The organism is Candidatus Micropelagos thuwalensis (assembly GCF_000469155.1).
GTDB classification, from domain to species: domain Bacteria; phylum Pseudomonadota; class Alphaproteobacteria; order RS24; family RS24; genus Micropelagius; species Micropelagius thuwalensis.
In genome coordinates this window covers 709,209-736,154 of the sequence record NZ_AWXE01000001.1, presented here as the reverse complement: position 1 = coordinate 736,154, position 26,946 = coordinate 709,209, and the positions used below count along the sequence as shown (strand labels likewise).

Genomic DNA, 26,946 nt, shown 5'->3' with positions numbered 1-26,946 from the left:
TTCTTTTCTTAACAAAAAAGTGGAGGTCATTTACTTACCACATTCACCATTATTAAAATTTAACACCCCTATTTATTATAACAGAGTTATTTGCCATAGCGTAAATGAAATAGAAGAACGCCGACAGTGGTTAGCGGGACAAGGGATAAGTGATGTTGAGTTTACATTAATGGAAAACAATATATCAATTGGCAGCGGTACAGGTATATTAATAAAACCAGAGGATAAAGTGGCGGAAATAGAAAAGTTTATTAAAGAAATACAAGGCGATCTGTATCTTCGACCACACCCTATGATGTCAAATACTATGAAATGGAAAAATTTATCAAAAAAGCTGAACATTTCATTCTCTGACCCTATGTCAGAAACTACTGAACAGTTTCTGTCGAAAATCCAAATCGTGATAGGGCGCATAAGTGGTATGCATAAAGAAATATTAGATTTAGGAGGTTCAGCCTACATAGTAAGTCCCAAGGTTTTTACAGACAATTATGATATTTCGTCTCAAAATAATGCCATTATTATTAACAGTTGGGAAGAAGCCGCAGAAAGACATAATTCTTATAGGATTTAAATCTATTAGTGGGAAATTATAGATTGTGACTAAAATTATACCTATCATTCTATCAGGCGGGGTAGGGGCTCGTCTTTGGCCAGCCTCACGAGCGTTGTATCCAAAACCCTTTATGGAATTGGCGGGTAAACCTCTTATCGGGCATGTACTGGATAGGGCGACTCTAATCTCAGATGAGGCGCTGATTATAACTAATCAAGAACACTATTTCCTTACTAGTCATTTTATTTATAATAATAACTATCAAGCCAAATTATCTTACATTTTGGAACCAGAAGGGCGCAATACAGCTCCCGCAATTGCACTTGCAGTTCGACATATCCAAGAGACACATGGGGACGATACGAAATGCCTCGTTCTTGCCGCTGATCATCTAATCACTGGCGATGATGCTTTCAAGGAGGCAGTACAGCAAGCAGAGAAATACAGTGATCAACTTGTAGTCTTTGGTATTCGCCCAACTTCGCCCGAAACAGGGTATGGTTATATCCAAGTACCTACCCAAAGTAATAAGCCTCAAGCTTTGCAAAAATTTACAGAAAAACCCGAAAAATCAGAAGCTGAGCGTTATTTAGCTGATGGCTGTCATTATTGGAACAGTGGAATGTTCTTTTTCACGGCAAGCACTATGGCTAAGGCTATTGGGGAGCATGCTCCAGATGTTTGGGGTGCTTCATATAATGCTTTTGTTAAGAGTAATTTTTCAGAAGGTGTTAGGAGATTAGCTAAGAAAAGTTTTTGCGCCCAACCTGATATATCTATTGACTACGCAGTGATGGAAAAAGCCCAAAATATCTTTATGGTTCCTGCCGGATTTGGTTGGTCTGATGTTGGATGTTGGGACTCTGTAGCTAAAACAGCTAATAAAGATATAAATGGCAATAGCTATAGTGGAAATGACGAAGTTTGTTTCGTTGATACACGTAACAGTTATGTCCATACCACAAGTCATATAGACAAGTTGACTGCAACAATAGGTGTGGAAGATTTGTTGGTAATTGATATGCCTGATACTTTACTGGTTGCTCATCGAGAAAAGAGCCAAGAGGTAAAGTCTCTTGTTGAAAAGCTTAAAGCTAGCCCATTATCTGATTTTACTATATTACCTTCAACTGTGAGGAGGCCATGGGGTACTTACGAAATTTTAAAAAAGAAAATTACTATCAGGTTAAACGGATAACTCTGGATCCCGAACAAATGCTTAGCTTACAATATCATCACCATCGTTCTGAGTATTGGTTGGTGATTAAAGGAAACGCTCTTGTTCAGATAGGAGATAAAAATTATGAGACTGGGCCAGGCCAATATCGGCATATACCGCAAGGAGAGAAACATCGCCTTACTAATATCGGTTCAGAAGAACTTGTGCTAATTGAAGTTCAAATAGGTAACTATTTTGGTGAAGATGATATTGTTCGCCTTGAAGATATATATGGTCGAAAATGAAGAGTAAATTCTAAAGATTTATTTTAAGTTTGCAGAGAAGCTAGTTATTAAATTAAAATTATTTATGGTTCTCTAAATACCATTGGTATGTTGCTTTTAACCCTTTCTGAAGTGATATATTTGGTGACCAACCCAATGCCTGGATTTTTTCTGAGTTAAGAAGTTTGCGCGGCGTGCCATCAGGTTTTGAAGTATCAAATTCTGTTTCTCCCTTAAATCCGACAGCTGACTTTATCATTTCAATTAAATCCCCGATAGAAAGCTCTTGACCAGTACCAAGATTAACGTGCTCCATGTCAGAGTAATTCTCTAATAAAAAAATAATGCCATCAGCGCAGTCATCAACATGCATGAATTCTCTTAAGGGCTCACCAGTCCCCCAAACTATAATCTCATTTTGATTATTTAGTTTGGCTTCGTGTGTTTTTCTTATCAAGGCTGGAATAACATGGCTGGTTTCCAAATCAAAATTATCGTAAGGGCCATACAAGTTTGTGGGCATAGCGGAAATAAAATTTGAACCATATTGTTTTCTATATGCTTGGCACAACTTAATACCGGCGATTTTAGCCAATGCATACCATTCATTTGTATTTTCTAAGGGACTGGTGAGTAATGCGCTTTCTTTCATTGGTTGTGGAGCATGTTTTGGGTAAATACATGAGGATCCTAAAAAGAGTAGTTTACTGATTTCATTTGTATATGCAGCGTTGATAATATTGGCCTCAATCATGAGGTTTTGATAAATAAATTCAGCAGGGTATCTGTCATTCGCCAAAATACCGCCAACTTTGGCTGCGCATAAAATTACTGCGTCAGGTTTATTGTGGGCAAGCCAATTATTTACATCTTGTTGAATTGTTAAGTCGAGAGATTGGCGATCAATGGTTAAAATTTCGCAGTTTTTTTTTTCTAGTTGACGCACAACTGCTTTACCGACCATGCCATTGTGACCAGCCACCCATATTTTTTTTCCATGAATCTTAAAAATCGACATAATTGTATTATTTCTGACAATTTTACCAGGATTTCAATTTTACACTTAGTGTAAATGATGAAATTAATCTCTAGGGAGCATAAATGAGTTTTATAAAATTTAAAGGCCTTTATCTAACCCTTATACTCGCATTGCTTATTTTGTTTTTATCACTCAAACCGCCAAGTGAAGTTGATACAAAACTCTTGGTGTCAGATAAGCTGCTTCATTTATTTGCTTATTGTTTAATGGTTTTACCCGTTTCGCTGGAAAGGATATTTCCTCATTTCTCAGTCTTTTTATTTGCTTTGGCTTATGGAGGATGTATTGAGCTTATTCAGCCATTTACGGGACGGCAGGCAGATATTATGGATTTCTTGGCGAATGCTGCGGGTATCATCTTAGGGATTTTAGTTGCCCGGAGTCTCACATTGATTTTTAAGGTTCAATCTTAAAAATGTGCTGACAGCTTAATTAATCAATCGCCTAAAGAGTGAAGAAATGCGCCATATATTCTTGATAAATTTATAATACAAACCAATCATCACAAAAAATAAGATAATTGATGCGATTTCACCGAATAGCAGATAGGTCGAGATACCAATCAGATAACTGATTATTGATAACATGCAAATTATAGCCAGAGAGTGCAGTGGAGATAACCCTAATCGCAAGCAGATATGATGGAGGTGTTTTCTATCCGGACGAAATGGTGAGCGCCTCAATAATATGCGTCTTACGGAAAGAGCTAATGTATCCGCGACAGGAATAGCGACGACCCAGAGTGCGAGAGAGGGCGGGAGACCCTGTTTATTGGGGGTTTGGGTATAAGAAATCAGCATCCAGGCAATAAAGAAACCCAGCATCATGCTCCCCGCATCACCAAGAAATACTTTTGTTTTGGGCAATAGGTTCAGATTGGCGATTAGGAAGCCAAGAAGCGCCCCTAAAAGAAAAATGATAAAAATATCATTTGAAAATGTTGTCTTCAGAATAAACATAGAGGTGAATGTGAGGACTATAGATAAGATCGCCTGCGTCGCCGCAAGTCCATCAATACCGTCCATCATATTAAATGCGTTAATTAAGCCGACAACAGCGAACAATGTTATAAAATAGCCAAGCTCGGCAATATTTATGGTATGTCCACTGGGGAGATAGGCGATTGTTTGTATGAAATCACCTGTGCTGAACACCATGAGTATGGCTGCAATAATTTGGGCGCCGAGCTTATAAAGGGGTCTTATATCCCATAAATCATCAATTAATCCTATAATAATTAGAATTGAAGCAACCCCCAAAACCCATTTCCAATCATTATTAAAGTAGCCGGTGAAAACAGCAAATGTTCCTAAAACAAGAAAGATGCTGATGCCACCAATTAACGGAATCTCGCCGAGGTGTTTCTTGCGTCCTCCAGGTTTATCGACGAGACCAATCTTCTTTGCCATAGGTATAAGGCAGAAAATAGCGAAAAGAGTTAACACGCCTGTAAGGGCTGCAAGAAGCATCCAATTATTATCGTTACTCATTATGCCCCTGCAGAAGAGAATTTAAACAACTTTGGATTATTAGGTTATATTATTCTGATAATCAATTCTTTCATCTAAAGTTTTGTTTTATAGATATAGAACCTTTTCAAAAAGAAATGACAATATGGGTCGAACTGCAATCATTACAGGCATATCCGGACAGGACGGATCTTATCTCGCAAAATTATTACTCGGTAAAAATTACCGTGTCATCGGTATCCGCCGCCCGAATGCGCCAACTGATTTATGGCGGTTTTCTGAACTTGGTATTAGCCAAGATGTTGAGATGCTGGATTTAAATTTGCAGGATAAAGAGAAAATCATCTCTGCCTTGCAAAAAGTAAAACCTGATGAGATTTATAATCTTGGGGATCAATCTTCAGTACAGGCGAGTTTTTATTCTCCGGCAGATGCTGCACAATATTCAGGGTTTAATGCACTGCTTTTGCTTGAGGCCGTTAAAGAAACAGATCGGTCGATACGTTTTTATCAAGCCTCATCCTCGGAAATGTTTGGAGCATCCAAAATATCGCCACAAAATGAGCAGACCCCTTTTCAGCCTATCAGCCCTTATGGTGCCTCAAAATTAACAGCTCATTTAGGTGTCAGCAATTTTCGTAACACCTATGGTCTTCATGCTTCAGCGGGCATTATGTTTAACCATGAAAGCCCTATGAGGAGCTTAGAATTTGTTACCCGCAAAATAACTTATACGCTAGCTAATATTTCATGCGGGGCGGAGACAGTTCTTTCCTTAGGAAATATTGAGGCAAGGCGTGATTGGGGCTTTGCAGGGGATTATGTGGAGGCCATGTGGGCTATGTTGCAACAAGATGAGCCAGATGATTATGTGATTGCAACAGGGAATTCATACTCAGTAAAGTCATTTACAGAGAAGGCGGCAGACCTTTTGGGTTTCAAACTTATCTGGGAAGGATCGGCAGAAAAGATACATGGTTATGATAAATTATCTGGCAGATTACTTGTAAATATCGATACCGCCCTTTATAGACCAATAGACCCCGATGAAACGGTTGGTGATTTCAGTAAAGCCTTTAAAAAACTGAATTGGGAACCGCGTGTTGGCTTCGATGAACTCATAGGTCTCATGGTAGATGCTGATTTAAAACGGGTACAAATTTAAAAGTAAATACGTTTCCTCTAGCCGTTTGAGAAAAATGAAACAAACAGACTATAACCAGATAACATCTGATAGCGAGAAACAGAGAGGCATCAAAATTCTATTCATCAGCATTGTTGCTGTTGGTATGGGACAAACGCTTTTTTCTGCTCTGTTACCTCCGATTGCTCGTAATCTCGGTCTGAATGAGATGGAAGTCGGGTTGATGTTTACGCTTTCGGCAATTTGCTGGACGGTATTTAGTCCAATATGGGGGCGCATCAGCGACAATATCGGACGTAAGCCTGTCATAATGATTGGGATGTTGGCGTTTTCTTTCTCGACGGGGAGCTTTGGCTATTTGCTTCAATATGGGATTGAGAACGCGGTTTCAGTTATCGCACTTTATATTCTGCTTGTATTGAGCCGCGCGATTTATGGCGTCTTTGGATCGGGAACACCTGTAGCAGCGCAAGCCTATATTGCTGATAGAACCACCCGATCTGAACGATCAAAAGGGGTTGCGGCTATTGGGGCAGCTTTTGGTTTTGGCGCGATATTAGGTCCTGGATTTGCCGCCGTGCTTGCAGTTTATAGCCTTTTTCTTCCGTTTTATTTGTTAGCCATCATTGGTTTCTTAGGGATGATGTCTACCCTTGTATTCCTGACTGAGCGACGTCGGCCGGAGGTTTTTGAGAATATTCCAGAAACGCGTTTAAGATTAAACGACCAAAGGATTGGCGGTTTAATGCTTATCGGTGCAGGCACCAGCTTTGTTCAGGCTATCCTCCTGCAGATTTCTGCTTTCTTTGTATTGGACGTTTTACATCTCAACGCTCAAGAAACCACCAGTTTGGTTGGTATCGGCATGATGGGGATGGCGATTATGACGTTAATCAGTCAGCTTGTCGTGATTCCAAAACTCGATCCTTCAGTAAGAACCATGCTGATATCCGGTGCAGTACTTCTTGTTATTCCATTTTGTATGTTCTTGTTACCAATGTCGAAAATCTTACTGGTCGCGAGCATGGTGATTTCTGGTTTTGGCTTTGGTCTTATCAGGACAGGGACAGCGGCGGGAGCATCACTGGTTGTAGATCCTGAAGAGCAGGGGGCTGTTGCAGGGTTAATAGGTGCAACTGCAGCTATTGGAATTATATTTGTACCGGTAACAGCCATGGCACTTTATAGTTATGTCGATCCAACTGCTCCTTATATTTTGGGCCTTATCGTGTCTGCTTTCATGCTCTATCTGGTCACTGGTTCAGGTTTTCGCCATATGAACCGTGTTTTGTCGCAAGATACGCCGATACTTTAAGCTGTTTTAAGCATTCTGCGCGGCTTGACAGATACCTGTCTGTCGTATACTAAACGCGCTTATCAACCTTTGAAAGCCTCATAAATGGCTTGGAGCACGGGACCATGAAAGTTAAAAATTCTCTGAAATCGCTTCGCGATAGACATCAGAAAAATCAGGTCGTTCGCCGCCGTGGTCGTTTATTTGTTATCAACAAAGTTAACAAACGTTTTAAAGCACGTCAGGGCTAGACTGTATTTTAACTCATACTTTTCTCTAAGACCTTTTCTCTGAGAAAATCTGGATTAAATGGTGGTTATGTCTCGCATGTTGGCAATTTTCACATTCATAATTGTGGTTTTAGTAGGCCATGAGTTATTTATGGTTTCCCAGGTTGAACGCAAATATCCCCCAAAAGGGGAATTTGTTGATGTTGAAACGGCAAAATTCCATTTTTTAACCCGCAAAAAAGCTTCTGATATTGAAAACAAGGAAAATGCGCCAATCGTTTTGATACATGGGTCAAGCGGGTCATCAGCTGATATGGAGCTGGCTTTTTTTGAGGCTTTTCCCCCTGATATTGACTTATACGCGTTTGACCGCCCTGGTATCGGATGGAGCGAGACCAAACTTCACCCTCTTGAAATGTCAGATCCGATGAAGCAAGCGGAAGCCATTCATATGGCGGTAAATAAATTAAAGCTTAAAAAGCCGATAATTGTGGGTCACAGTTGGGGAGGTGCGGTTGCGATTGCTTATGCAAAGCAGTTCGGAGATGAAATTACTGGCGCTGTATCACTTGCCGGGGTTGCTTATCCTTGGGAAGGACCTTACGGGTGGTATGAAGTTTTGCTTACAACACCTGTGATTAATCATGTTTTCAGCCGTCTTTTTTTGAATAAAATAGGACAGCTTTATGTCCCGCTTTCAATCAAGTCTATTTTTGAACCCGAACCAGCCCGAGAAGATTACCGTGAGGGTGCTCAGGCAGAGATACTTTTGCGTCCGTCAAAGATAATTAATAACTCATATTACTCTTATAATTTACGCCGCCATCTGGAAACTATGTCCGAAGATTATGAGGACATTAAAACACCTTTCCTAATTGTTGCTGGTAACAGAGATTATATTGTGAATACTAAAAGACAGTCTGAACGTTTTCATAATGCGGTAGCTGACTCAGAATATATGCTGTTAAAGGGGGTAGGGCATATGCCGCATCATACCCAAACACAAATACTGGCTGACAAAATCGGGCGTATGTCAAAAGGTGAGGCTTTAACCCCCGGTAAGACAGAGCTTTTAGACATAAAATATGAAAAAGTACAATAATGCCAACGCCTTATACTGCACCTTATACAGTTCTAAATGAGGGGAATACGTCACGATTTCTACTTATCTGTGATCATGCAAGTAATGCTATACCGGAAGACTACGCGCAGCTTGGTTTACAGGAGCATGAATTAGAGCGTCATGTTGCATGGGATATGGGTGCGGCTGAGGTGACGCGGCATCTTGCTGACATTCTGGGGTGTCCGGCCATTTTAAGTGGTTTTTCAAGATTGTTGATTGACCCAAATCGCGGATTGGATGACCCAACACTGATTATGAAACTTTCTGACGGAAGTATTATCCCCGGCAATCTGGATGTTGATCGACATAATAATATTTCCGCTTGGCAGGAGAGAGTGGACAAGTTTTATATGCCTTATCATTTCGCGATTGCATCAACTCTTGAAAACTTAATAAATGACGGGCAGGTGCCGATTATTCTATCTGTACATTCATTTACTCCGAATTTTAGAGGGGTAAAAAGACCTTGGTCTGCAGCTGTGTTGTGGGATAAAGATGAAAGGCTGGCTAAACACTTATTTAGCTCGCTTTCAAAAAGTGAAAAATTAATCGGTAATAATCAGCCTTATTCAGGTAGACTTAAAAACGATTGCTTATTTAGGCATGGGACAGAGAAAGGTCTTCCGCATGCTTTAATAGAGTTGCGACAGGATTGTTTGCTACGTGATGTTGATTGTGAGTATTGGGTTCACTTTCTTGCAGATGCTTTGAAAACTGCTGAAAAAGACGCGGCATGTGCAGAAAGAAAATTTTTTGGGACATATACTGAAAATATTTTTAAAAATTGTAATGAAAACCAATAAGCAGGCTTTGCTTCAGAAGTCAGGCCTGATATAAAGCTAAAAATCAAGGGGAATGTAATGGAAAATACTCATGACACAGATGACTGGGGCGAGGAGATGGATAGCTCTGAACACAGTAATACCTATAATCTGTTTCTTGGACTTATTAAGTGGGGAAGCATAGCAGTCACAGCCGCTCTGCTCTTCCTTCTATTTTTTGTATATTTCTAGGCTGTTTTCCAATCAGGAGTAATTTGCAATGTCAACCAAATTGGCCGTTCTCAAGGATGGCAAAACCAATGAGACACGGGCGGCCGCGTCTCCCGAAACGGTAAAGAAACTTGTCTCACTGGGATGTAGCGTCACCATTGAGGCTGATGCTGGTAAAAAAGCCGGTTTCACCAATAAAGAGTACGAGGAAGCGGGAGCGGTGGTAGCTAAAACCGCAGCGTTCTTGAAAGAGTCTGACATTGTGCTTTCTGTCAATGCGCCTGCACCTATTAGGCTCAAAAGCTTTAAGAAGGGTGCAACTTTAATAGCCATGCTTAATCCGTATGATAATCAAAAAGCTTTGGATAGTTATGCCAAAGCAGGTATTGAAACCATGTCAATGGAACTCATGCCACGGATTACACGCGCACAATCTATGGATGTACTTTCTTCTCAATCCAATTTGGCTGGCTATAAGGCAGTACTCGATGCAACGGCTGAGTTTGGTCGTGCCTTACCGATGATGATGACTGCTGCTGGAACTATTGCTCCGGCGAAAGTTTTTGTTATGGGTGCTGGCGTTGCAGGATTGCAAGCGATTGCAACTGCGAAGCGCCTTGGTGCTGTTGTTAGTGCGACGGATGTTCGTGCCGCAGCGGGTGAGCAAGTTGAAAGTCTTGGCGCCAGTTTTGTTATGGTTGAGGCTGATGAAGGTGAGTCAGGCGAAACAGAAGGTGGTTACGCTAAGGAAATGAGTGAGGATTACCAGAAGCGTCAGGCTGAGCTCGTAGCCCAGCATATTGCTAAACAGGATATTGTTATCTGTACGGCGCTTATTCCTGGTAGGCCAGCTCCGGAACTCGTTTCCAAGGAAATGGTTACCAGAATGGCCCCAGGCTCTGTGATTGTTGATCTCGCGGTTGAACGCGGCGGGAACTGTCCTTTATCAAAGTTAGGTAAAACAGTTATTGCCAATGGTGTGAAGATTATCGGATATGACAATGTTCCCGGTCGCCTGCCTGCCAACGCAACCGAACTTTATGCGCGGAACCTTTATAACTTTGTTGAAGCGTTTTTCGATAGAGAAGCTAAAAAAGCAGTCTTTGATCGTAATGATGAAATCATTCAAGGGGTACAGTTGACCTATAAAGGGGCAATTGTTCATAGCGGGTTTGTTCAAGCAAAGACTTCATCTAAGAAGCCAGCGGCTAAAAAGCCAACAGCAAAGAAACCTGCGGCTAAAAAGCCAGCGGCGAAGAAACCTGTAGCCAAAAAACCAGCAAAGCGGAAAGCCGCAGCCAGTAAAACCGGATCGAAAGGATAGTCATTATGGATATCGAACCGATAATTTATCTTCTTAGTATTTTTGTCCTTGCCGTTTTCGTTGGATATTATGTGGTTTGGTCGGTAACTCCAGCTCTGCATACACCTCTCATGTCTGTGACGAATGCAATTTCTTCTGTGATTATTGTGGGCGCACTTATCGCACTTGGTGTTGACGATGGTGGCGCTGACGCCGTTCAAAACTCTGTGGCTCGTTGGTTGGGTTTTGGTGCGGTTGTTTTGGCCGCTATTAACATTTTCGGCGGATTTCTAGTAACCCAGCGCATGCTGGCAATGTATCGTAAAAAAGATAAGTGAGGCCGGAGATGGACGCTAATATTTCTGCAATTTTATATCTCGTCTCAGGCGTATTTTTCATAATGGCCCTGAGGGGGTTAAGTTCTCCCGAAACTTCCAGACAAGGAAATTATTTCGGTATTGTCGGCATGACCATCGCCGTCGCCACGACACTTCTTGATCCAAGTATCGATATGAGCAACCCGTCAATTGTTCAGCTGGTTGTTGCCGGTATTGTTATTGGTGGTGTAATCGGCAGCATAATTGCCAGACGCATATCCATGACAGCGATGCCTCAACTTGTAGCGGCCTTCCACTCTTTGGTTGGTCTTGCGGCTGTTCTCGTGGCTTGGGCTGCTTATCTGGCACCGGAAAGCTTTGGTATCGCGCCAGACGGGTATATTAAAACTGCCAGTCTGGTGGAGATGTCTCTTGGGGTTGCGATTGGTGCCATCACATTTTCGGGTTCCATTATCGCCTTTGCCAAGCTTCAAGGAACGATGTCCGGCGCGCCGATTATTCTGCCGCTGAGACATATGATTAATTTACTTTTATTTGTCGGCATTGTTGGCGGCATTACTATTCTCTGCTTGGACCCGTCTAATCAGACAGTTGGTTTGTTCTTACTCGTCACGCTCCTGTCTTTTATTATTGGGTTTTTGATTATTATACCTATTGGCGGGGCTGATATGCCGGTTGTTGTATCTATGCTGAACTCATATTCAGGCTGGGCGGCTGCTGGTATCGGCTTTACCTTGAACAATATGGCGCTGATTATCACGGGCTCCCTTGTCGGCTCTTCGGGTGCAATTCTCTCGTATATTATGTGTAAAGGTATGAACAGATCGTTCATTTCCGTTATTCTTGGTGGCTTTGGCGGGGACGGTGGCGCTGCTGAATCTGGTGGACAGGTAGAACAACGCCCAGTTAAGCAAGGTAGCGCGGATGATGCTGCCTTTATCATGAAAAATGCGAGTTCGGTGATTATTGTTCCCGGCTATGGTATGGCGGTTGCGCAAGCCCAACATGCGCTTCGTGAAATGGCAGATGCTTTGAAAGCTGAGGGTGTAAAGGTAACGTATGCCATTCACCCTGTTGCAGGCAGAATGCCAGGTCATATGAATGTGCTGTTGGCGGAAGCCAATGTGCCGTATGACGAAGTTTATGAGCTTGAGGATATCAATAGTGAATTTGCTCAAGCGGATGTCGCTTTTGTTATTGGTGCCAATGATGTGACTAACCCTGCGGCTAAAACTGACCCGCAAAGTCCAATTTTTGGTATGCCAATTCTGGAAGTCGAAAGAGCCGGAACTGTCTTGTTCATTAAGCGTGGTATGGGATCGGGTTATGCCGGTGTTGAGAATGAATTATTCTTCAGAGACAATACAATGATGCTATTTGCTGATGCCAAGAAAATGGTCGAGAACATCGTAAAAGCGATGTAATCAGTTAATCACCAATAAGAAAAACCCGCTCTTTGGAGCGGGTTTTTTTGTTTTGGATGATAAGGCGGTTAGCGCTTGCGTCGACCAGTAACTACACCTTCGCGCTGAGCGGCTTTACGTGCCAGTTTGCGAACACGGCGGATTGACTCAGCCTTTTCGCGTGCCTTTTTTTCCGAGGGTTTTTCATAATGATCCCGTAATTTCATTTCACGGAATACACCTTCACGCTGAAGTTTCTTCTTAAGAACCTTGTAAGCCTGATCTACGTTATTGTCTCGGACAGATACCTGCACCTATTTCACCCCATTTCAAGTGTTTGAATATGATGGGTGTGGATAGCAAATAACGCATCACCTGTCTAGTCTCAGGTGTAAAAAACAAGAAATCGTATTTTGTTTTAGCGGGCAGGGTTAATTTCATCTTGTCGGGACGCATGGTAAAGGCCATATATAGCTTATGGATCATCATAAGATATTAGAAACGGTTAAAGCAGATATTTTGCAAGCAGCATTGGCTGACATTGCTTTTGAAGGCTTTACAGATGCTGTGGTCAATAAAGCCGCGCAAACAGCACGTATTGAACCTGCTGAATTGGCACTTGCATTCCCACGTGGGGGGATAGATCTGGCAATTTATTTTGTGCGCCATGGTGTTGACCAAATGCAGACTAAACTGGCGTCACTTGATATTGAAAGTATGAAAATCCGTGAACGAATCAAAACTGCAGTTCAGATCAGATTAGAGGTTGACGCCGATCATAAAGAAATTGCCCGCCGTGCTTTTAATATGCTCGCATTACCAGGAAATACGAAAGATGCCAGTGCATGTCTCGCGCATACGGTAGATGTTATGTGGCGTTCAACCGGTGATAAAAGCACAGATTTTAATTTTTATACGAAGCGTGCAACACTTGCGGCTGTCTATAGTGCGACGCGATTGTTCTGGTTAAATGACGACAGCACTGATGCCCAAGATAGCTGGGCGTTTCTTGATCGCCGGATTGATAATGTGATGCAGATTGAAAAAGGAAAAGCTAAGTTTAGAGAACTTCAAGAAAAGCTTGGGAATCCTTTAGAGACGCTGGCTAAATTCCGTTACCGCTAGAATAATTTATACCCTTCACGATCTGGCCTATGCCCAACTTTGAATAGCCTGGAGACATGCCCCATTTTGCGGCCAGCTTTAGCTTCATGTTTCCCGTAAAAGTGAATTTTTGTCATTTCGTCTTCTGCCAGAGAGTCAATGTGGTTAATTTCTGTGCCTAGCAAGTTGGTCATAACGGCATCATATTGGCGGTTGGGTGAGCCAAGAGGCCACCCAGCTACGGCACGCATATGCTGCTCAAACTGATCGGTTGCACAGGCATCAATCGTCCAGTGACCGGAATTATGCACTCTTGGCGCAATCTCATTAATCAGTAATTTATCCTGACAAACAAAAATTTCTAATGTCAGCACGCCGACATAGTCGAGTTCCGTCAAGAGGAGACGCGCCATATCTGCAGCCTGTTGTTTCAAACTATCTGCTAGCCCAGTTGGGACAAAGCTGTGACGGAGGATATGGTTTTCATGGATATTTTCTGCCATATCAAACGTCGCTATCTGTCCTGATGTGCTGCGAGCCGCCACAACCGAAACCTCGCCATCAAATGGAATAAATGCCTCACAGATAGCTGGACGGTTGTCAATTTCGTTCAGCAAGGCCTTTAAATCTGTCTCAGGCGTCATTCGCCACTGGCCTTTGCCATCATATCCAAACCGACGGGTTTTAATAATGCCTTGACCGTCAAACCGCGCATGTACTTCTTGAAGGTCTTCATAAGTTTCGATGTTCTGAAAGCCGGCCACTGAAAGTCCGCACTCTTTAAGGAAGTTTTTTTCGGTCAGGCGATCCTGAGCGATGTCCAAGGCGCGAACCGGTGGGCGGACGGGCACAAATTGAGATAAAAAGTTTGCTGTTTCCTGGGGTACATTTTCAAACTCATAGGTCACCACTTCCACGGATTCAGCGAAATGTGTGAGAGCTGTTTCATCTCTATAATCAGCGGTTGTTGTTCGCCATGAGACTTCAGAGGCAGGGGCGTTTTCTTCTGGGCCATAAATATGTGTCTTAAACCCTAATTGCGCACCTGCGAGACTAAGCATGCGACCAAGCTGTCCAGTTCCTAAAATGCCTATAATACTGCCAGAGCGAAGGGGGGAGACTTGTTTTGTCATTTCTCGTCTGAAGGTTCTAGGGCAACCATATCTGTGCGTTCTTGGCGCCACGCATCGAGTTTGTTGGAGATTGTCTCATCTGATAACGACAAGACAGAGGCAGCTAGTAAAGCGGCGTTAATTGCCCCAGGCTTGCCGATAGCAAGTGTGCCGACGGGAATACCTGCAGGCATTTGAACAATTGAATAAAGAGAATCTTGTCCGCTAAGAGCTTTGCTTTCAACAGGAACACCAAAAACGGGGAGAGGTGTCATTGCCGCGGTCATACCTGGTAAATGTGCAGCCCCACCGGCACCCGCGATAATGACTTGGATACCCCTGTCTTTTGCCTGATGCGCGAAGTCATAAAGTCTTTGTGGTGTTCTATGCGCCGATACAATCTTGCTTTCATAGGGGATGCCGAGAGCTTCTAAAGTTTCGGCAGCATGTGACATTGTTGGCCAATCAGACTGACTGCCCATAATGATTGAAACAAGTGCTTGCGACATAATTTATCTCCGGTTCCAGAAGAAAGACGGAATTAACAGTATAATTTACTTTTTGGCAAGTTTTTCTCACCTGTCCTGCGAATGCATGGTTTATCCACAGCCCGTCTCGACAAGTGGGAGCGTCTCTGGCAGTCTGTTCACGTGAATAGGATGTTTGTAAATGACGAGTGAAGCACGTTTTTCAAAACTACATGAACGTCATGCAGAATTGGAAAGTAAAATCAAAAACGAAACAAATCGGCCAAATCCGGATCAGATGATACTAAGTGACTTGAAACTTAAGAAACTCCGCATCAAAGAAGAAATTGAACGACTAAAAGTCTAGTTTTCTTCATCCGTTGAGGTGCCGAAATTGCCGAAAACAGTTTCTGCGCTCGGAGCTTCTTCCTCTTCGGGCTGGCTGTCAGATGTCTGACTTTGACCGAAGACATCGGAAGGTTCTGCACTTGGTAGGGGCATATCCTCTTCATATGTCGGTATTTCGGGTTCCAGTATTGCATCTGCTGGCATAAGCGTGACATCCGATGCAGCTGTTTTGCTCAATTTTTTCTGTTGACGTGCGACACGCTTGGCAGCTTTTTCAACTTCTGTATCCAAGTCAATTTGTTTGCACAAGCCCAATGTAACCGGGTCTACAGGCTTAAGACTCCCCATGTTCCAGTGATCACGGTTACGGATAGACTGAATTGTCGGTTTAGTTGTGCCAATTAACCGGCTGATTTGGGCATCATTCAGTTCTGGGTGATTGCGCACGAGCCAGTAAATGGCGTCTGGGCGCTCTTGTCTTTTTGATAGAGGGGTGTATTTCGTGCCTTTTTTCTGTTTTGGTTCGGGGAGATTACTTCTACTTTCTGAGAGTTTCAGGCGCGATTCTGGGTCTTGCTGACACCTTTCCAGCTCATCGCGGGTTAGCTGACCGTTACTGATTGGGTCGAGACCTTTAATGCCTTGCGCGACATCGCCGTCTGCAATGCCTTTGACTTCCAGTGCGTGCAATCCGCAAAAATCAGCAATCTGGTCAAAACTGAGTGCTGTGTTATCTATTAGCCATACAGCCGTAGCTTTGGGCATAAGTGGAAAAGACATATTCATAATTTTGTAACCCCTTCAATTAAAACAGGTTTTTCGTTTTTGCGAAATCTTAGATACCCCTCAGATACCCCTTTTGTCGTCAAAGTGTTCCTCATGCGTAAACTGTATAGCCCATTACCATTGCGGATAAAACAACTAAAGACATAAACGCGCATAGCAATGGCATGATTATTATTTCAAAAAACCTTTTTTATTTTGCCATATTTTGCATCGTGGCTTTGATTTATAAATTCGTTTTAATGCTTTGAAAATAAAAACAAGTCAATTAAATCCCCATTTATTTTTAGATTTTTTATTAAACTCGGGAAACTTTTCCTATTCACAAGTTTATTTAAATTGTGATTAGATAATATTTTTTTCGGGGTGATATTTATGCGAATTATTGCCAGGCTAGCTGAAACTGCAAAAAACAAAGACCATCTTGGTTATTTAGATGCTGTTGCAGTTCAAAAGAAGTCCCCGGATATAGGCTTTGAACCAGCAACTCCTGAAAATATTCCCAAAGAGGGAGAAGTTTTTGTAAGGACTGGATGGTCTGATATCAAATCTCAGTTTTCTCGGCAGGAATTATTCCTAGTTGAAGTTACCGAAGTGGGATGGGAAGGAAAATGTGAGTATCAGACTATAAATAATTCATGGACGCCTTTATCCAATAGCAGCGGTATTTCTAACGTCATTAGGGTTCCAGAAATTATTGATTTCACAGATGTTGTTTCAATTGACAGCAACTTCAAGCCCTTAGGATTAGTTTTCCTGATATCCCTTGATGAAGAAAAAAATGAATTGCTCCAAGGTCCTTTCCAGTCTTTAAATTCTACTTTTGATATAAACAAACAAAAATGGAGTTCAACACTTACTCGCCCAACTGTTAGAACCCCAGAGTTTTCAAATTTGGATGATTATAGCATTTATGAAACTGAGATAGGGCTGCTGCCTAACTATTGCCTGACTGAAACAAAGTTAGGAAATCATTTTATTGGACATGAAATTTTAGAGTCTCTGAAGGCAATTGACGCTCCTCAAAAAAACATCATGTCAATAAATCAAGCAGTAAAACTGATTAATGACACTTTAAATCCGAGAGATAGGCTGGGCCGGAGAGGGAAAAAAGATTTCATTTCTCAAATTGAGTCCTCCACAAAATTACCAGATTTTACAAAAGAAAAATTAAAGGAAGTTCTTGAAGTTGCCGCCCTCTCTGAAGACAAATTAATTGAGCGTATTGGTGAGGCTCTATTAGACTCAGATATTCCTTCAATAGTTACCCGTTCTAAATTAGATGAGCAGGGAGAAATCACATTTGAGAATTCTTCAGAGCTTTTAGATGAAATTCAAACACTAAAGGCGGAAATGGATACAAAAAATCAAAAAATCAATAACTTAGAAAGAGAACTAAATCAACAAACCACAGTTGTTGAAGCTCTAACAATAGAAGTTGAAAGAAAGAATGAAGACACTAGTGCCAAAAGAATTCTGGAGTTAGAGGCGCAAATTTCTTCAATCGAAGAATTGGAAGATATCCAACAACAGGTGGTTAAACTAGAGGATCAGAAAAATAATTTTGAAGAAGAGGTTTTAACTTTAGAGCAGCAACGAGAGGGGTTAGAAGAAGCAGTTGCGTCTCTTAAATCGCGACTTACTTCGTCAGTCAGCGAGTTTAGAACAAAAGTTCTTGATGTAATTCCATTCTTCGAAATATTGAACACAGTTAATACTTCCCAGGGTCAAGTTAATTGGAAAAGACCAAAATGGGAAAATTTGGTAAGCCCCGAAGACCCCGTAAACGAAATTGCTAACAGAATAAAGAAACAAAATTTTTATGTTGAAGTTCCTGAATATGCAAAAGCAGTTTCTGCAATATTATTGTCAAATCGTTTTGTCTCTTTTTATTCTCCGCCTGGAAGTGGCAAGACCGCTTTAGCTAGAATTATTTCACGAGCGATATCTGGTAATCACAGGGTAGACCACTTTGTTCCAGTGGGACGAGGTTGGTCAAACCCCCAAGACTTTATTGGTTACAAAAATCCATTTACTAACAGTTTTGACTTTTCATCAGACTTTTGGAGATTGCTAACGCTTGAAAATGATAAAGATGAACCAGTAAAAACAGTGGTTTTTGATGAAGCTACTTTATCTCCACTAGAGCATTATCTCTCAGATTTTCTCTCATTTGAGTGTCTTCCTGCAGGTGAACATAGAAAAATTCATGTCCAAGGGGTGACCTTTAATATCCCGTCTACAACTCGCTTCATATTTACATTTAATTTTGACGTTTCAACTGAAGAAGTAACTGAACGCTTTATTGACCGAACACCTATTATCCCCCGGTCATTAATAGATACTGCTCCTCAAGGAGAAATTAAGTTTGATGATACATTTGTTGGGTTTTCTGCCGATTTCCTGAACGACTATATATTAGAAGTGAATGAAAAAACCAATAACACTAATCAAATGCGAGATGAGTTCGAAGATGAAATTGAGTTGTGGCAAACTTTACCTAGACTGAGTTTGAGTACAAGAAAACAGAAGCAAATTAATTTGTTTTTCCAGCTAATGGAGAATGAAGACGACAGTGAATATATTAAGGATTTTGCGGCATCAACATTTTTACTACCTTTAGTGAGAGGATATGGACAAGCATATGGAGAGGCCCTAAGTGAGATAATAAGTAAAACATCACTTCGCCGAACTAAAATGCGTCTCCAGGACGTAGCGGATAATGGTCAGTCATCAGCTAGCTATCGATATATTTGATGAAAATATTTTTTGAACAATATCGCGGTGACACATCAAAGATAATCCTTAATCACGACTTTTTAGACTCTGAATTAGCTGAAGTCGACCTGGATGAAACCGGTAATTATCTTATAAGCCTTGAGCTTGAGCAGGGTGAAAGAGTGCTCTCAGCTACTCTAAACCAGTTAGACCTCAATATTACTTCATGGGATAGACTTGTGGTTCTTGATTTGGAGGACTTCAACGACCCCCTATATAAATCTAAAAGCAAACCAAATGATTTTATTTTTTATACTTTCCGTAATCGAGCAGGCCGAGTTTTGCTTGAAATTGAATTAGAGGAAATTGTTTGCCGCGTTCATTGTCATGTTGAACCTAAATACAGTAACTACCTAGAGTGGTATAATACTGTTTTTTTACAGTTCCCCCTTATACAAAATCCCAGTAGTTTAGGTAGTGCGTCTTCAATTCGAAGCAGTCTTTTCTCAGATTACTTTTTCCCCAGCCGGTTCGACTTTCTCAATAAAGTTTCTAATGCAATAGAGCGTTTAAGTTCGGGAATTCATAGGCCTGGTTACCTGAAAAAAAAATATACTTTAGCTTCTATAGAAAAAGGGCTGGGGGGCAGGCCTGATAAAGCTATAAAACAGGTGCTGCAAAACAAGGTGACTTGGCAAAGAGCTCCGCTGACGTCCACTTCTTTAGCTAGAAGAGGTATTCAAAGTTTTGAGCCACAAATCTTCGCAAAGCAGACTACTTCAAATGATTTCAACAATACCGATAATCAACGATTTTTAAGGGTGGCACTTAAATGTGCTGAAAAAATTAGAAAACAAGCTGTAATCTTGAGAGAAAAAGAAGCTTACGTACATGATGTTCGTGCTGGCGGTGTTTCATCTTTTGAGACAAAAAAAATATTATAGACGAACATGCCTCCAGAATGTACGAGCTTGCAGATAGCCTCAATGTAATGGCCTCCAATCTAAAAAATCTTGGGGTTGGTATTTCCATGCGGGCGTTTTTGAGAGACTCTCGTTACGTTGAGATGCATGAAGACCTGGACGAGTTGGAGTTTTGGTTATCAGCAGTAGTCCAAAAATTTGGTAAAGGAGAGGTTTGGACGGGTCAGCCTGATTTATCACAATTGTTTGAGTTCTTTTGTTACTCTCAAATCATTCAAGCTTTTGAGGCTGAGGGTTTTGTAGTATCCGAAAGAGGAAGTGATTTACCTGTTCACTATTTTGTTCGTTTGCAGAACCCTTCTTCAAAAATACGAGCAACAATACTTTATGACCAAGAAATAGTTGGGGCTGACGAAATAAATGAAAATGATTATGCACCGATAGTCTGCAGCCTAAAAAATCGACCTGCAAATGGATGGTTTAGACCTGACTTTACAATAATTTTCGAGAAAGACGGCTACTCAGGTTTTGTATTCCTCGACTCAAAATATCAGTCCCATCAAAAAGCTCGCAAAGCAGTTTCCGCCCTAGCTACTAAGTATTTAACTAATCTTGTAGGGAATTTAAAAGATGGCAAGCCATGTATGTATATTGGTGTGATGTGTCTTCCAGACAGTAATGAAAAACCAGAGTCAAAAAGTCAAATGTCGGAGGAACTCTCGATTGGTGGTAACATGGAGCCATATTTTTCTCACGGTTACCATTTAATGTCTGCAAAAAATAATGCTCTATCGAGCTTAATCCCAAATCTAATAAATAAATTCGAAGGCCTGCTTGAGCAAAAAATTTTAGATCGGACAGAGCAGAACGGTGTCCCTGTGCGGCGTGTTCCAGAGCCGAGAAATTTGATTGTTAAGGCAAAACAAAATTTTATCAGAGAAAAGGGATATAGTAGATATACTAAGCACTTCGCGCCTACTGTAACAAATGAGATGGCAGCTAAAATCAAAGGGATGTTACTGCGAGGGGATAAACCTCAAGACATCGCATTGTATTTTGGTATAAATGGAGGCCGCGTCAGCGAGATTAAGTCGGGAGAAAAATTCTCTACCGTTCAACCTGAAACCTATAATAATTTGCCGCCTGAAGGGCCTTATCCGCCTTTATCTAATTTTATATAGAATGATGATTGTTTCGATTTGTGAATTGATTATGTCGCAACAATCGGGCTGTGTTTATTTAATAAATACTCTTCAGTAAATTGTATAATTTTCTATTTATATTTTAATTTATTATATTATTAGTCATCATCCCACGAACTAAAACTTGTTCAACTTATTAGTGTGGAAAAGACATATTTGCTCCTTTTTTAGAACCGATGGGCTCCAAAGATAAAAAATCCACAAAGTAGGGAATGCGTCTTTATAGGACAGTTTAAGATTTCAGAAAAGAGATTTATGCATTTGTCACACATGTTTGATGTATTGCCAGATTGTTCAATCAAATGATAGGCTTAGCTTATGATGGAAGAAGAAATTGCACCCAAAAGCGATACATTGTCGGCTCTAATCAATGAAGATTTGAGCCAATTAGGCCTGGAAGAGCTCGAAGAAAGAATAACGACTCTTAAGGCAGAAATTGAGCGGATTACAGCAGTTCTTGAAAGCAAAAAGGGTTCCCGCGCAGATGCAGAAGCCCTTTTTAAGGCCTAGAGGAGAATAAAAGATAATCCCTTATTCACCCAGGAAGCTGTCGAATTTCTTGTTAAAGCGGCTTACACGTCCACCACGGTCAACAATCTGAGTTGAGCCAGCTGTCCATGCAGGATGTGTAGATGGATCAATATCCAATGTCAGCGTATCTCCCTCAGAACCATAGGTTGAGCGGGTCTGAAAAGTGGAACCGTCTGTCATCACAACAGTAATCATGTGATAATCTGGATGAATATCTTTTTTCATAATCTAACCAATCAAATCGTAATTTAAGATGCCTTATACCGATTAGACACAGTCTATGCAAGCGTTGCGGGTTGAATAAAACAGTTTTTTCAAACATCAAATTGTTTAATAACAAACAAAATATTATATAACTCCTTTAAGGATTATTAATGTCAGACAGTGTTCATCCAGCCCAAACATTAGAAGAGCAGGCGCGTCGTAGGCAGAAGTCAAAAAACGTCCGGCCGCTCAAGGCTCTTATGCCCTTTATCTTGCAATATCCATGGCGGGTAATAGGTGCATTTGTTTCGCTGGTACTTGCGGCGGTATCCACCCTGACGCTACCAGTTGCGGTACGCTATGTCATAGATAATGGTTTCTCCGGAACGGATGCTACGGCGGTGGATATTTACTTCAAAGCTATGATGGGTGTCGCGGTGGTGATAGGCATTGCAAGTGCTTCACGATTTTACTTTGTTTCATGGTTGGGGGAGCGTGTGACTTCTGACCTCCGACTTGCGGTTTATTCGCATATTACAAAGCTCAGCCCATCCTTTTTTGAAGTAACAAAAACTGGAGAGGTGCTATCCCGGCTGACAGCGGATACAACATTAATTAAAACAGTCGTTGGCTCCTCTGCTTCAATCGCTTTACGGAATATTTTCATGTTTATCGGTGCAGCTATCATGCTGAGTGTGACCAGCCTGTCTCTAAGTAGTCTCGCAGTTCTAATTTTGCCGATGATTATTATACCTATGATTTTATTCGGGCGCATGGTGCGCCGTTTGTCCCGTGCCAGTCAGGATAGAATTGCCGATACAAGCGCGATGGCATCGGAAACCATTCAGTCTATTCAGGTGGTGCAAGCATTTACGCATGAGGAAGAAGATCGCCGCAAATTTTCAGATATTGTCGAAAACTCTTTTGCTACAGCAAAGATGCGTGTGATGGCACGGTCTTTCTTGACTGCATTGGCATTTACGCTGGTATTTGCTGGTGTGGTCGGGATTTTGTGGCTCGGTGCTCAAAAAGTGGTGACAGGAGAAATGTCCAGCGGCACGCTTGGGCAGTTTATTATTTATGCGATTTTATGTTCGACAGCGATTGCAGCGCTTTCTGAGGTGTGGGGGGATATTCAACTCGCGGCAGGAGCTACCGAACGCTTGGTGGAAATTCTTGAGGTTGAACCGCAAATCAAAGCGCCGCAAAATCCAGTTACTATGCCCGCACGGGTGGAAGGACATATTGAATTTAAGGATGTGACTTTTAATTATCCGACGCGACCACAAATTGCTGCGCTGGATGAGTTTTCTTTCTCTGTATCGCCTGGAGAAACTGTAGCTCTGGTCGGGCCGTCAGGTGCCGGTAAAAGTACTGTTTTTCAACTACTCATGCGTTTCTATGACCCGTCTGCCGGGACTGTCGGACTGGACGATGTAAACCTTCAGCAAGCCGACCCTTTGGATATTCGCCAGCAGATTTCTATTGTACCGCAGGAGACGGTGATTTTTGCTGATACGGTATATCAGAATATTCTTTTCGGACGTCCTTCAGCATCGGCAAATGAAGTTTATGCTGCGGCTGATAAAGCGTTGGCAGATGAATTTGTAAGACAATTGCCCGACGGCTATGACACTGTGCTCGGTGAACGCGGGGTTACATTGAGTGGTGGTCAGCGCCAGCGTATTGCTATAGCGCGTGCGATTTTAAGAAATGCACCTCTTCTCCTGTTGGACGAGGCAACTTCTGCGCTGGATGCCGAAAGTGAAAAAGTGGTTCAGATGGCATTGGAACGCTTAATGGAGGGGCGTACCACACTTGTCATTGCTCATCGGCTAGCCACAGTTCTTAAAGCTGACCGGATTATTGTCATGGACGCCGGAAAGGTCATCGCGACCGGTACTCACGCGCAACTACTCGAACAAGAAGGTCTGTACCAACGACTGGCCAATCTTCAATTCGGGGAAAGTAAGGGAAATCTTCAGGTCATCCAAAACTGAAGTGCAAATTAGCCAAGTTCGGGAAGTAGCCTGTCATGCAGGACATCATTGGCAGCTATGATGTCGCCTGTTTCGAGGAAATTCGAAGTGTTTTTGAGATCAGTTACTACACCGCCAGCCTCTCTTACGAGCACCACCCCTGCTGCCATATCCCATGAAGATAGCCCACGCTCCCAGAACCCGTCAACGCGTCCTGCAGCGACGTAAGCTAAATCTAATGCTGCTGCACCAAAGCGACGAACACCCGCTACTTTGGGAAGTAGTGTCTTAATTTCATTTGCAAAAGCGTCCTGCCCTGCGCGCTCACCGTGAGGAATACCGCAGGCTAATACGGCATCTGAAAGGCGGGATCGTCCGGCAACCCTCATGCGCTTATCATTGAAATAAGCGCCTGAACCTTTTTCTGCATAATACATTTCATCGGTAACAGGGTTATAAACAACACCGGCAACAAGCTGACCTTCACGTTCAAGCGCGATGGATATAGCAAAATGTGGAATGCCATGTAGAAAATTACTTGTGCCGTCCAACGGGTCGATAATCCAATTATGGGTTTTGTCTTTGCCTTCATGAACGCCACTTTCTTCCATGATAAAGCCATAGCCCGGTCTTGCATGTGAAAGTTCTTCAAAAATTGTTTTTTCTGCTTTCAGGTCGGCATTAGATACAAAATCACCGGGCCCTTTTTTTGAGACCTGAAGGTTTTCAACTTCTCCAAAATCACGACGTAAATCTCTGGCGGCTTTGCGGGCTGCCAGTATCATAACATTGAGAGTAGGAGAGGTTGCTGGCATCTAATCGGCACGCTTCAGGTAAGCGACTTCATTGGTTTCCACAACAATTTTGTCACCGGCTTCCACAAAGGGAGGCACCATGACCCTTATACCATTTTCTAAGATAGCAGGCTTGTTGGATGACGCCGCCGTTTGACCTTTAACGACAGGTTCAGTCTCGGAAACTTCCAGTGTTACCTGATCAGGTAGCCGGACACCAATTGGCTTGCCTTCATGGATTTCAACAACAACCATCATGCCATCTTGCAAAAAAGCAGCGCGCTCTCCGACAAAATCTGTTTGTAATTCTATTTGGTCGTAGGTTTCCGTGTCCATAAAGGTCAGCGCATTATCGGCTTCATAAAGAAACTGATAATCTCTTTGTTCTAGCCTGACGCGTTCAACCTTATCGGCGGAACGGAATCTTTCATTGAGTTTTGATCCGTTGAGAAGGTTTTTTAGTTCGACCTGGGCAAAGGCACCACCTTTACCAGGTTTAACATGTTGCAGTTTGACCGCGACCCATAATTCTCCATTATGTTGGATAACATTACCGGGGCGGATTTCATTGCCGTTGATTTTCATGCTGACTCCTCAAGATCTGAAAAATAAGATCAATCGTGTCGCACTGATAACACTTTCAGTTTCTAAAAAAAAGCCTAGCTTTCATCTGTTGAAACAAAAAGTGTGTTAAAGGCTCTTACAGCTTCCTCAGCTCCGTGAGCATAACCCCAAACACCGCCAGATACAGCTAGAAAGTCCGCCCCAGCTTTTACCAATGTTGGGGCATTTTCAGTTGTGATGCCACCGATGGCCACACAGGGCAACTCTGTGGTTTCTTGCCACCATGTCAGTAGCTCGGGGGTAGCTTGAGTAGACGAAGTTTTGGTGGATGTTGGAAAAAAAGCCCCAAAAGCTACATAGTCGGCGCCTTCTTCACCTGCAACCATAGCAAGGTGACGGCTATCATGGCAGGTTACGCCGATAATTGCATCCTGACCCAGTATTTGTCGCGCTTCAGCATAAGGCGTGTCGTCCTGACCGATATGCACACCATCTACGCCAGCCGTTAAGGCGAGGTCGGGGCGGTCATTAAGCAACAAACTCACATCATGTTTATGAGCTATTGGGAGGAGTGTTTCTGCTGCCTGTAGAATGAGAGCGTCAGCAACAGGTGTCTCATCGGCTTGTTTCAGACGTAATTGCAGACAAGCAACATCTCCGGCTGCGAGCGTTTTGTCTAATAGGTCGGGGAAGCTATCTAAATCGAGAGACGGCGGTGTAATCAAGTACAAACGACATTGCATGGAAAACTCTATCCGTTTTGTCCACGGTTTCTGAGGAAATGGTCGGCAAGAACTATAGCCATCATGGCCTCACCAACCGGCACAGCACGGATGCCTACACACGGGTCATGACGACCTTTGGTGATGATTTCGGTTTCTTCGCCAGATGTGGTGATGGTTTTACGAGGTGTCAAAATTGACGAGGTCGGCTTGACCGCAAAACGCAATGTGATGTCCTGACCGGTTGAGATACCGCCCAGAATACCTCCAGCATGATTGCTCGAAAACTCTGGTGTATTTTGACTATCTTTTTGGGACGCTGACATTTCATCGGCGTTCATTTCCCCAGACAAGGCTGCGGCAGCAAACCCTTCACCGATTTCAACACCTTTAACGGCATTAATACTCATCATAGCGCTGGCTAAATCAGCATCCAATTTGCCGTAAATAGGCGCACCAAGACCGACAGGTACATTTTTAGCGGTAACTTCAATGACCGCACCACACGATGATCCGGCTTTACGCACGCCGTCGAGGTAGTCCTCCCACATTGTGGCGGCTTCCTTATCGGGACACCAAAAAGGGTTTTTTTCTATTTCTGTATCATCCCAATTATCTCGATTGATTGAGTGCGGCCCCATTTGCACCAGTGAACCGACAATAGTGACCTCAGGCATGATTTTGCGCGCAATGGCTCCAGCAGCAACCCGCGTTGCTGTTTCGCGCGCGGATTGGCGTCCTCCACCTCTATAATCCCGAATGCCGTATTTTTCGGTATAGGTGAAATCTGCATGTCCTGGTCGATAGCTGTTCTTTATATCTGAATAATCTTTTGATCGTTGATCAGTATTTTCAATTAGAAGTGAAATTGGCGTGCCTGTTGTCACCTGCTCACCGGTTTCAGGGTCTTCAAAAATGCCTGACAAGATTTTGACTTCATCTGGTTCTTGCCTTTGCGTTGTGAAACGATTTTGCCCGGGCTTGCGTCGATCAAGAAAGTGTTGAATATCTTTTTCAAGCAAAGGAATGCGTGCGGGTGTGCCATCAACAACACAGCCTATTGCTGGTCCGTGGCTTTCACCCCAGCTTGTAAATTTAAAAAGATGACCAAACGAATTATGTGACATTTATTTCTGTTTCAAATCAAAAAGAGTTTTTAAG

The 26,946-nt window shown here is 42.4% G+C and carries 31 protein-coding genes; 20 read left to right on the top strand and 11 right to left on the bottom strand.

Annotation, left to right across the window (positions count from 1 at the left end; all coding sequences use genetic code 11):
- The 3 genes from RS24_RS03550 to RS24_RS10050 form a co-directional block, all read left to right on the top strand.
- Positions 1-574, top strand: a 574-nt coding sequence (locus RS24_RS03550; RefSeq protein ID WP_021776821.1) for a hypothetical protein, incomplete at its 5' end; no start/stop codon positions are given.
- Positions 575-599: 25 nt separating this feature from the next.
- A complete protein-coding gene (locus RS24_RS03545) occupies positions 600-1,754 on the top strand; it encodes a mannose-1-phosphate guanylyltransferase (RefSeq protein WP_021776820.1) in 1,155 nt (384 codons plus the stop codon).
- The gene (locus RS24_RS10050) at positions 1,700-2,020 is read left to right on the top strand and encodes a phosphomannose isomerase type II C-terminal cupin domain (protein ID WP_021776819.1); all 321 of its coding nucleotides are present in this window, start codon (positions 1,700-1,702) and stop codon (positions 2,018-2,020) included. The genes RS24_RS03545 and RS24_RS10050 overlap by 55 nt, the downstream gene beginning before the upstream one ends.
- A gap of 58 nt (positions 2,021-2,078) precedes the next feature.
- Here the strand turns inward: RS24_RS10050 and fcl are convergent, their stop codons facing one another.
- Positions 2,079-3,017: a GDP-L-fucose synthase gene (fcl, locus tag RS24_RS03540; protein ID WP_021776818.1), complete on the bottom strand. Its 939-nt coding sequence runs from the start codon at positions 3,015-3,017 to the stop codon at positions 2,079-2,081.
- A gap of 83 nt (positions 3,018-3,100) precedes the next feature.
- On the opposite strand from fcl, the gene RS24_RS03535 reads away from it, so the two are divergent.
- Positions 3,101-3,451, top strand: coding sequence for a VanZ family protein (locus RS24_RS03535; RefSeq protein WP_021776817.1), 351 nt, complete (start codon positions 3,101-3,103; stop codon positions 3,449-3,451).
- Between the two features lie 15 nt (positions 3,452-3,466).
- On the opposite strand, the gene RS24_RS03530 is transcribed toward RS24_RS03535, so the two are convergent.
- Complete coding sequence (locus tag RS24_RS03530; RefSeq protein ID WP_021776816.1) at positions 3,467-4,528, bottom strand: undecaprenyl-phosphate alpha-N-acetylglucosaminyl 1-phosphate transferase; 1,062 nt, start codon at positions 4,526-4,528, stop codon at positions 3,467-3,469.
- 124 nt (positions 4,529-4,652) lie between these two features.
- On the opposite strand from RS24_RS03530, the gene RS24_RS03525 reads away from it, so the two are divergent.
- From RS24_RS03525 to RS24_RS03490, 9 genes are all read left to right on the top strand, one after another.
- Entirely contained in the window at positions 4,653-5,672 is a 1,020-nt protein-coding gene (locus tag RS24_RS03525) for a GDP-mannose 4,6-dehydratase (protein WP_021776815.1), read from the top strand.
- 34 nt (positions 5,673-5,706) lie between these two features.
- Positions 5,707-6,966 (top strand): MFS transporter, encoded by a 1,260-nt coding sequence (locus tag RS24_RS03520; RefSeq protein ID WP_021776814.1) that lies wholly within the window; start codon positions 5,707-5,709, stop codon positions 6,964-6,966.
- Between the two features lie 104 nt (positions 6,967-7,070).
- A complete protein-coding gene (gene ykgO, locus RS24_RS03515; protein WP_021776813.1) occupies positions 7,071-7,196 on the top strand; it encodes a type B 50S ribosomal protein L36 in 126 nt (41 codons plus the stop codon).
- A 130-nt stretch (positions 7,197-7,326) separates the two neighbouring features.
- The gene (locus tag RS24_RS03510; protein ID WP_204365697.1) at positions 7,327-8,277 is read left to right on the top strand and encodes an alpha/beta fold hydrolase; all 951 of its coding nucleotides are present in this window, start codon (positions 7,327-7,329) and stop codon (positions 8,275-8,277) included.
- Positions 8,277-9,101, top strand: a complete 825-nt coding sequence (locus RS24_RS03505) for an N-formylglutamate amidohydrolase (RefSeq protein ID WP_021776811.1) — start codon at positions 8,277-8,279, stop codon at positions 9,099-9,101. The genes RS24_RS03510 and RS24_RS03505 overlap by 1 nt, the downstream gene beginning before the upstream one ends.
- Before the next feature lie 57 nt (positions 9,102-9,158).
- A complete protein-coding gene (locus tag RS24_RS10145; RefSeq protein ID WP_021776810.1) occupies positions 9,159-9,311 on the top strand; it encodes an aa3-type cytochrome c oxidase subunit IV in 153 nt (50 codons plus the stop codon).
- 28 nt (positions 9,312-9,339) lie between these two features.
- The gene (locus RS24_RS03500) at positions 9,340-10,614 is read left to right on the top strand and encodes a Re/Si-specific NAD(P)(+) transhydrogenase subunit alpha (RefSeq protein ID WP_021776809.1); all 1,275 of its coding nucleotides are present in this window, start codon (positions 9,340-9,342) and stop codon (positions 10,612-10,614) included.
- Positions 10,615-10,619: 5 nt separating this feature from the next.
- Entirely contained in the window at positions 10,620-10,931 is a 312-nt protein-coding gene (locus tag RS24_RS03495; RefSeq protein WP_021776808.1) for a proton-translocating transhydrogenase family protein, read from the top strand.
- An 8-nt stretch (positions 10,932-10,939) separates the two neighbouring features.
- Entirely contained in the window at positions 10,940-12,355 is a 1,416-nt protein-coding gene (locus tag RS24_RS03490; protein ID WP_021776807.1) for an NAD(P)(+) transhydrogenase (Re/Si-specific) subunit beta, read from the top strand.
- A gap of 68 nt (positions 12,356-12,423) precedes the next feature.
- Here the strand turns inward: RS24_RS03490 and rpsU are convergent, their stop codons facing one another.
- The gene (gene rpsU / locus RS24_RS03485; protein WP_021776806.1) at positions 12,424-12,648 is read right to left on the bottom strand and encodes a 30S ribosomal protein S21; all 225 of its coding nucleotides are present in this window, start codon (positions 12,646-12,648) and stop codon (positions 12,424-12,426) included.
- 163 nt (positions 12,649-12,811) lie between these two features.
- Between rpsU and RS24_RS03480 the strand changes: the two genes are divergently transcribed.
- Positions 12,812-13,459: a COQ9 family protein gene (locus tag RS24_RS03480; protein WP_021776805.1), complete on the top strand. Its 648-nt coding sequence runs from the start codon at positions 12,812-12,814 to the stop codon at positions 13,457-13,459.
- Here RS24_RS03480 and RS24_RS03475 read toward each other — a convergent pair.
- Together RS24_RS03475 and purE are read right to left on the bottom strand one after the other, a co-directional pair.
- Positions 13,456-14,571 carry a 5-(carboxyamino)imidazole ribonucleotide synthase gene (locus tag RS24_RS03475; RefSeq protein ID WP_021776804.1) on the bottom strand — a complete coding sequence of 372 codons (1,116 nt, stop codon included), beginning with the start codon at positions 14,569-14,571 and terminating at the stop codon, positions 13,456-13,458. The genes RS24_RS03480 and RS24_RS03475 overlap by 4 nt on opposite strands.
- A complete protein-coding gene (gene purE / locus RS24_RS03470) occupies positions 14,568-15,059 on the bottom strand; it encodes a 5-(carboxyamino)imidazole ribonucleotide mutase (RefSeq protein WP_021776803.1) in 492 nt (163 codons plus the stop codon). The genes RS24_RS03475 and purE overlap by 4 nt, the downstream gene beginning before the upstream one ends.
- A gap of 160 nt (positions 15,060-15,219) precedes the next feature.
- Between purE and RS24_RS09850 the strand changes: the two genes are divergently transcribed.
- The gene (locus tag RS24_RS09850; protein WP_021776802.1) at positions 15,220-15,384 is read left to right on the top strand and encodes a YdcH family protein; all 165 of its coding nucleotides are present in this window, start codon (positions 15,220-15,222) and stop codon (positions 15,382-15,384) included.
- On the opposite strand, the gene RS24_RS03465 is transcribed toward RS24_RS09850, so the two are convergent.
- The gene (locus RS24_RS03465) at positions 15,381-16,145 is read right to left on the bottom strand and encodes a DUF1013 domain-containing protein (protein WP_038300641.1); all 765 of its coding nucleotides are present in this window, start codon (positions 16,143-16,145) and stop codon (positions 15,381-15,383) included. The two genes, RS24_RS09850 and RS24_RS03465, sit on opposite strands and share 4 nt — an antisense overlap.
- Positions 16,146-16,523: 378 nt before the next feature.
- Between RS24_RS03465 and RS24_RS03460 the strand changes: the two genes are divergently transcribed.
- The 4 genes from RS24_RS03460 (at position 16,524) to RS24_RS03445 (ending at position 21,501) form a co-directional block, all read left to right on the top strand.
- On the top strand, positions 16,524-18,905 hold the full coding sequence (locus RS24_RS03460) for an ATP-binding protein (protein WP_021776800.1): 2,382 nt from the start codon (positions 16,524-16,526) through the stop codon (positions 18,903-18,905).
- Positions 18,905-19,810 carry a hypothetical protein gene (locus RS24_RS03455; RefSeq protein ID WP_021776799.1) on the top strand — a complete coding sequence of 302 codons (906 nt, stop codon included), beginning with the start codon at positions 18,905-18,907 and terminating at the stop codon, positions 19,808-19,810. Before RS24_RS03460 ends, RS24_RS03455 begins: the two co-directional genes overlap by 1 nt.
- Before the next feature lie 17 nt (positions 19,811-19,827).
- Complete coding sequence (locus tag RS24_RS09680) at positions 19,828-20,970, top strand: hypothetical protein (protein ID WP_021776798.1); 1,143 nt, start codon at positions 19,828-19,830, stop codon at positions 20,968-20,970.
- A 339-nt stretch (positions 20,971-21,309) separates the two neighbouring features.
- Entirely contained in the window at positions 21,310-21,501 is a 192-nt protein-coding gene (locus RS24_RS03445) for a DUF1192 domain-containing protein (RefSeq protein ID WP_021776797.1), read from the top strand.
- A 21-nt stretch (positions 21,502-21,522) separates the two neighbouring features.
- On the opposite strand, the gene rpmE is transcribed toward RS24_RS03445, so the two are convergent.
- Complete coding sequence (rpmE, locus tag RS24_RS03440; protein ID WP_021776796.1) at positions 21,523-21,747, bottom strand: 50S ribosomal protein L31; 225 nt, start codon at positions 21,745-21,747, stop codon at positions 21,523-21,525.
- A 149-nt stretch (positions 21,748-21,896) separates the two neighbouring features.
- On the opposite strand from rpmE, the gene RS24_RS03435 reads away from it, so the two are divergent.
- A complete protein-coding gene (locus RS24_RS03435) occupies positions 21,897-23,726 on the top strand; it encodes an ABC transporter transmembrane domain-containing protein (protein WP_021776795.1) in 1,830 nt (609 codons plus the stop codon).
- 8 nt (positions 23,727-23,734) lie between these two features.
- Here the strand turns inward: RS24_RS03435 and RS24_RS03430 are convergent, their stop codons facing one another.
- The 4 genes from RS24_RS03430 to aroC all read right to left on the bottom strand — a co-directional run bounded on the left by RS24_RS03430 (position 23,735) and on the right by aroC (position 26,912).
- Entirely contained in the window at positions 23,735-24,520 is a 786-nt protein-coding gene (locus RS24_RS03430) for an inositol monophosphatase family protein (protein WP_021776794.1), read from the bottom strand.
- A complete protein-coding gene (gene efp / locus RS24_RS03425) occupies positions 24,521-25,084 on the bottom strand; it encodes an elongation factor P (protein WP_021776793.1) in 564 nt (187 codons plus the stop codon).
- Between the two features lie 74 nt (positions 25,085-25,158).
- On the bottom strand, positions 25,159-25,806 hold the full coding sequence (gene thiE, locus RS24_RS03420) for a thiamine phosphate synthase (protein WP_021776792.1): 648 nt from the start codon (positions 25,804-25,806) through the stop codon (positions 25,159-25,161).
- An 8-nt stretch (positions 25,807-25,814) separates the two neighbouring features.
- Positions 25,815-26,912: a chorismate synthase gene (aroC, locus tag RS24_RS03415; RefSeq protein ID WP_021776791.1), complete on the bottom strand. Its 1,098-nt coding sequence runs from the start codon at positions 26,910-26,912 to the stop codon at positions 25,815-25,817.
- Positions 26,913-26,946: the final 34 nt, after the last annotated feature.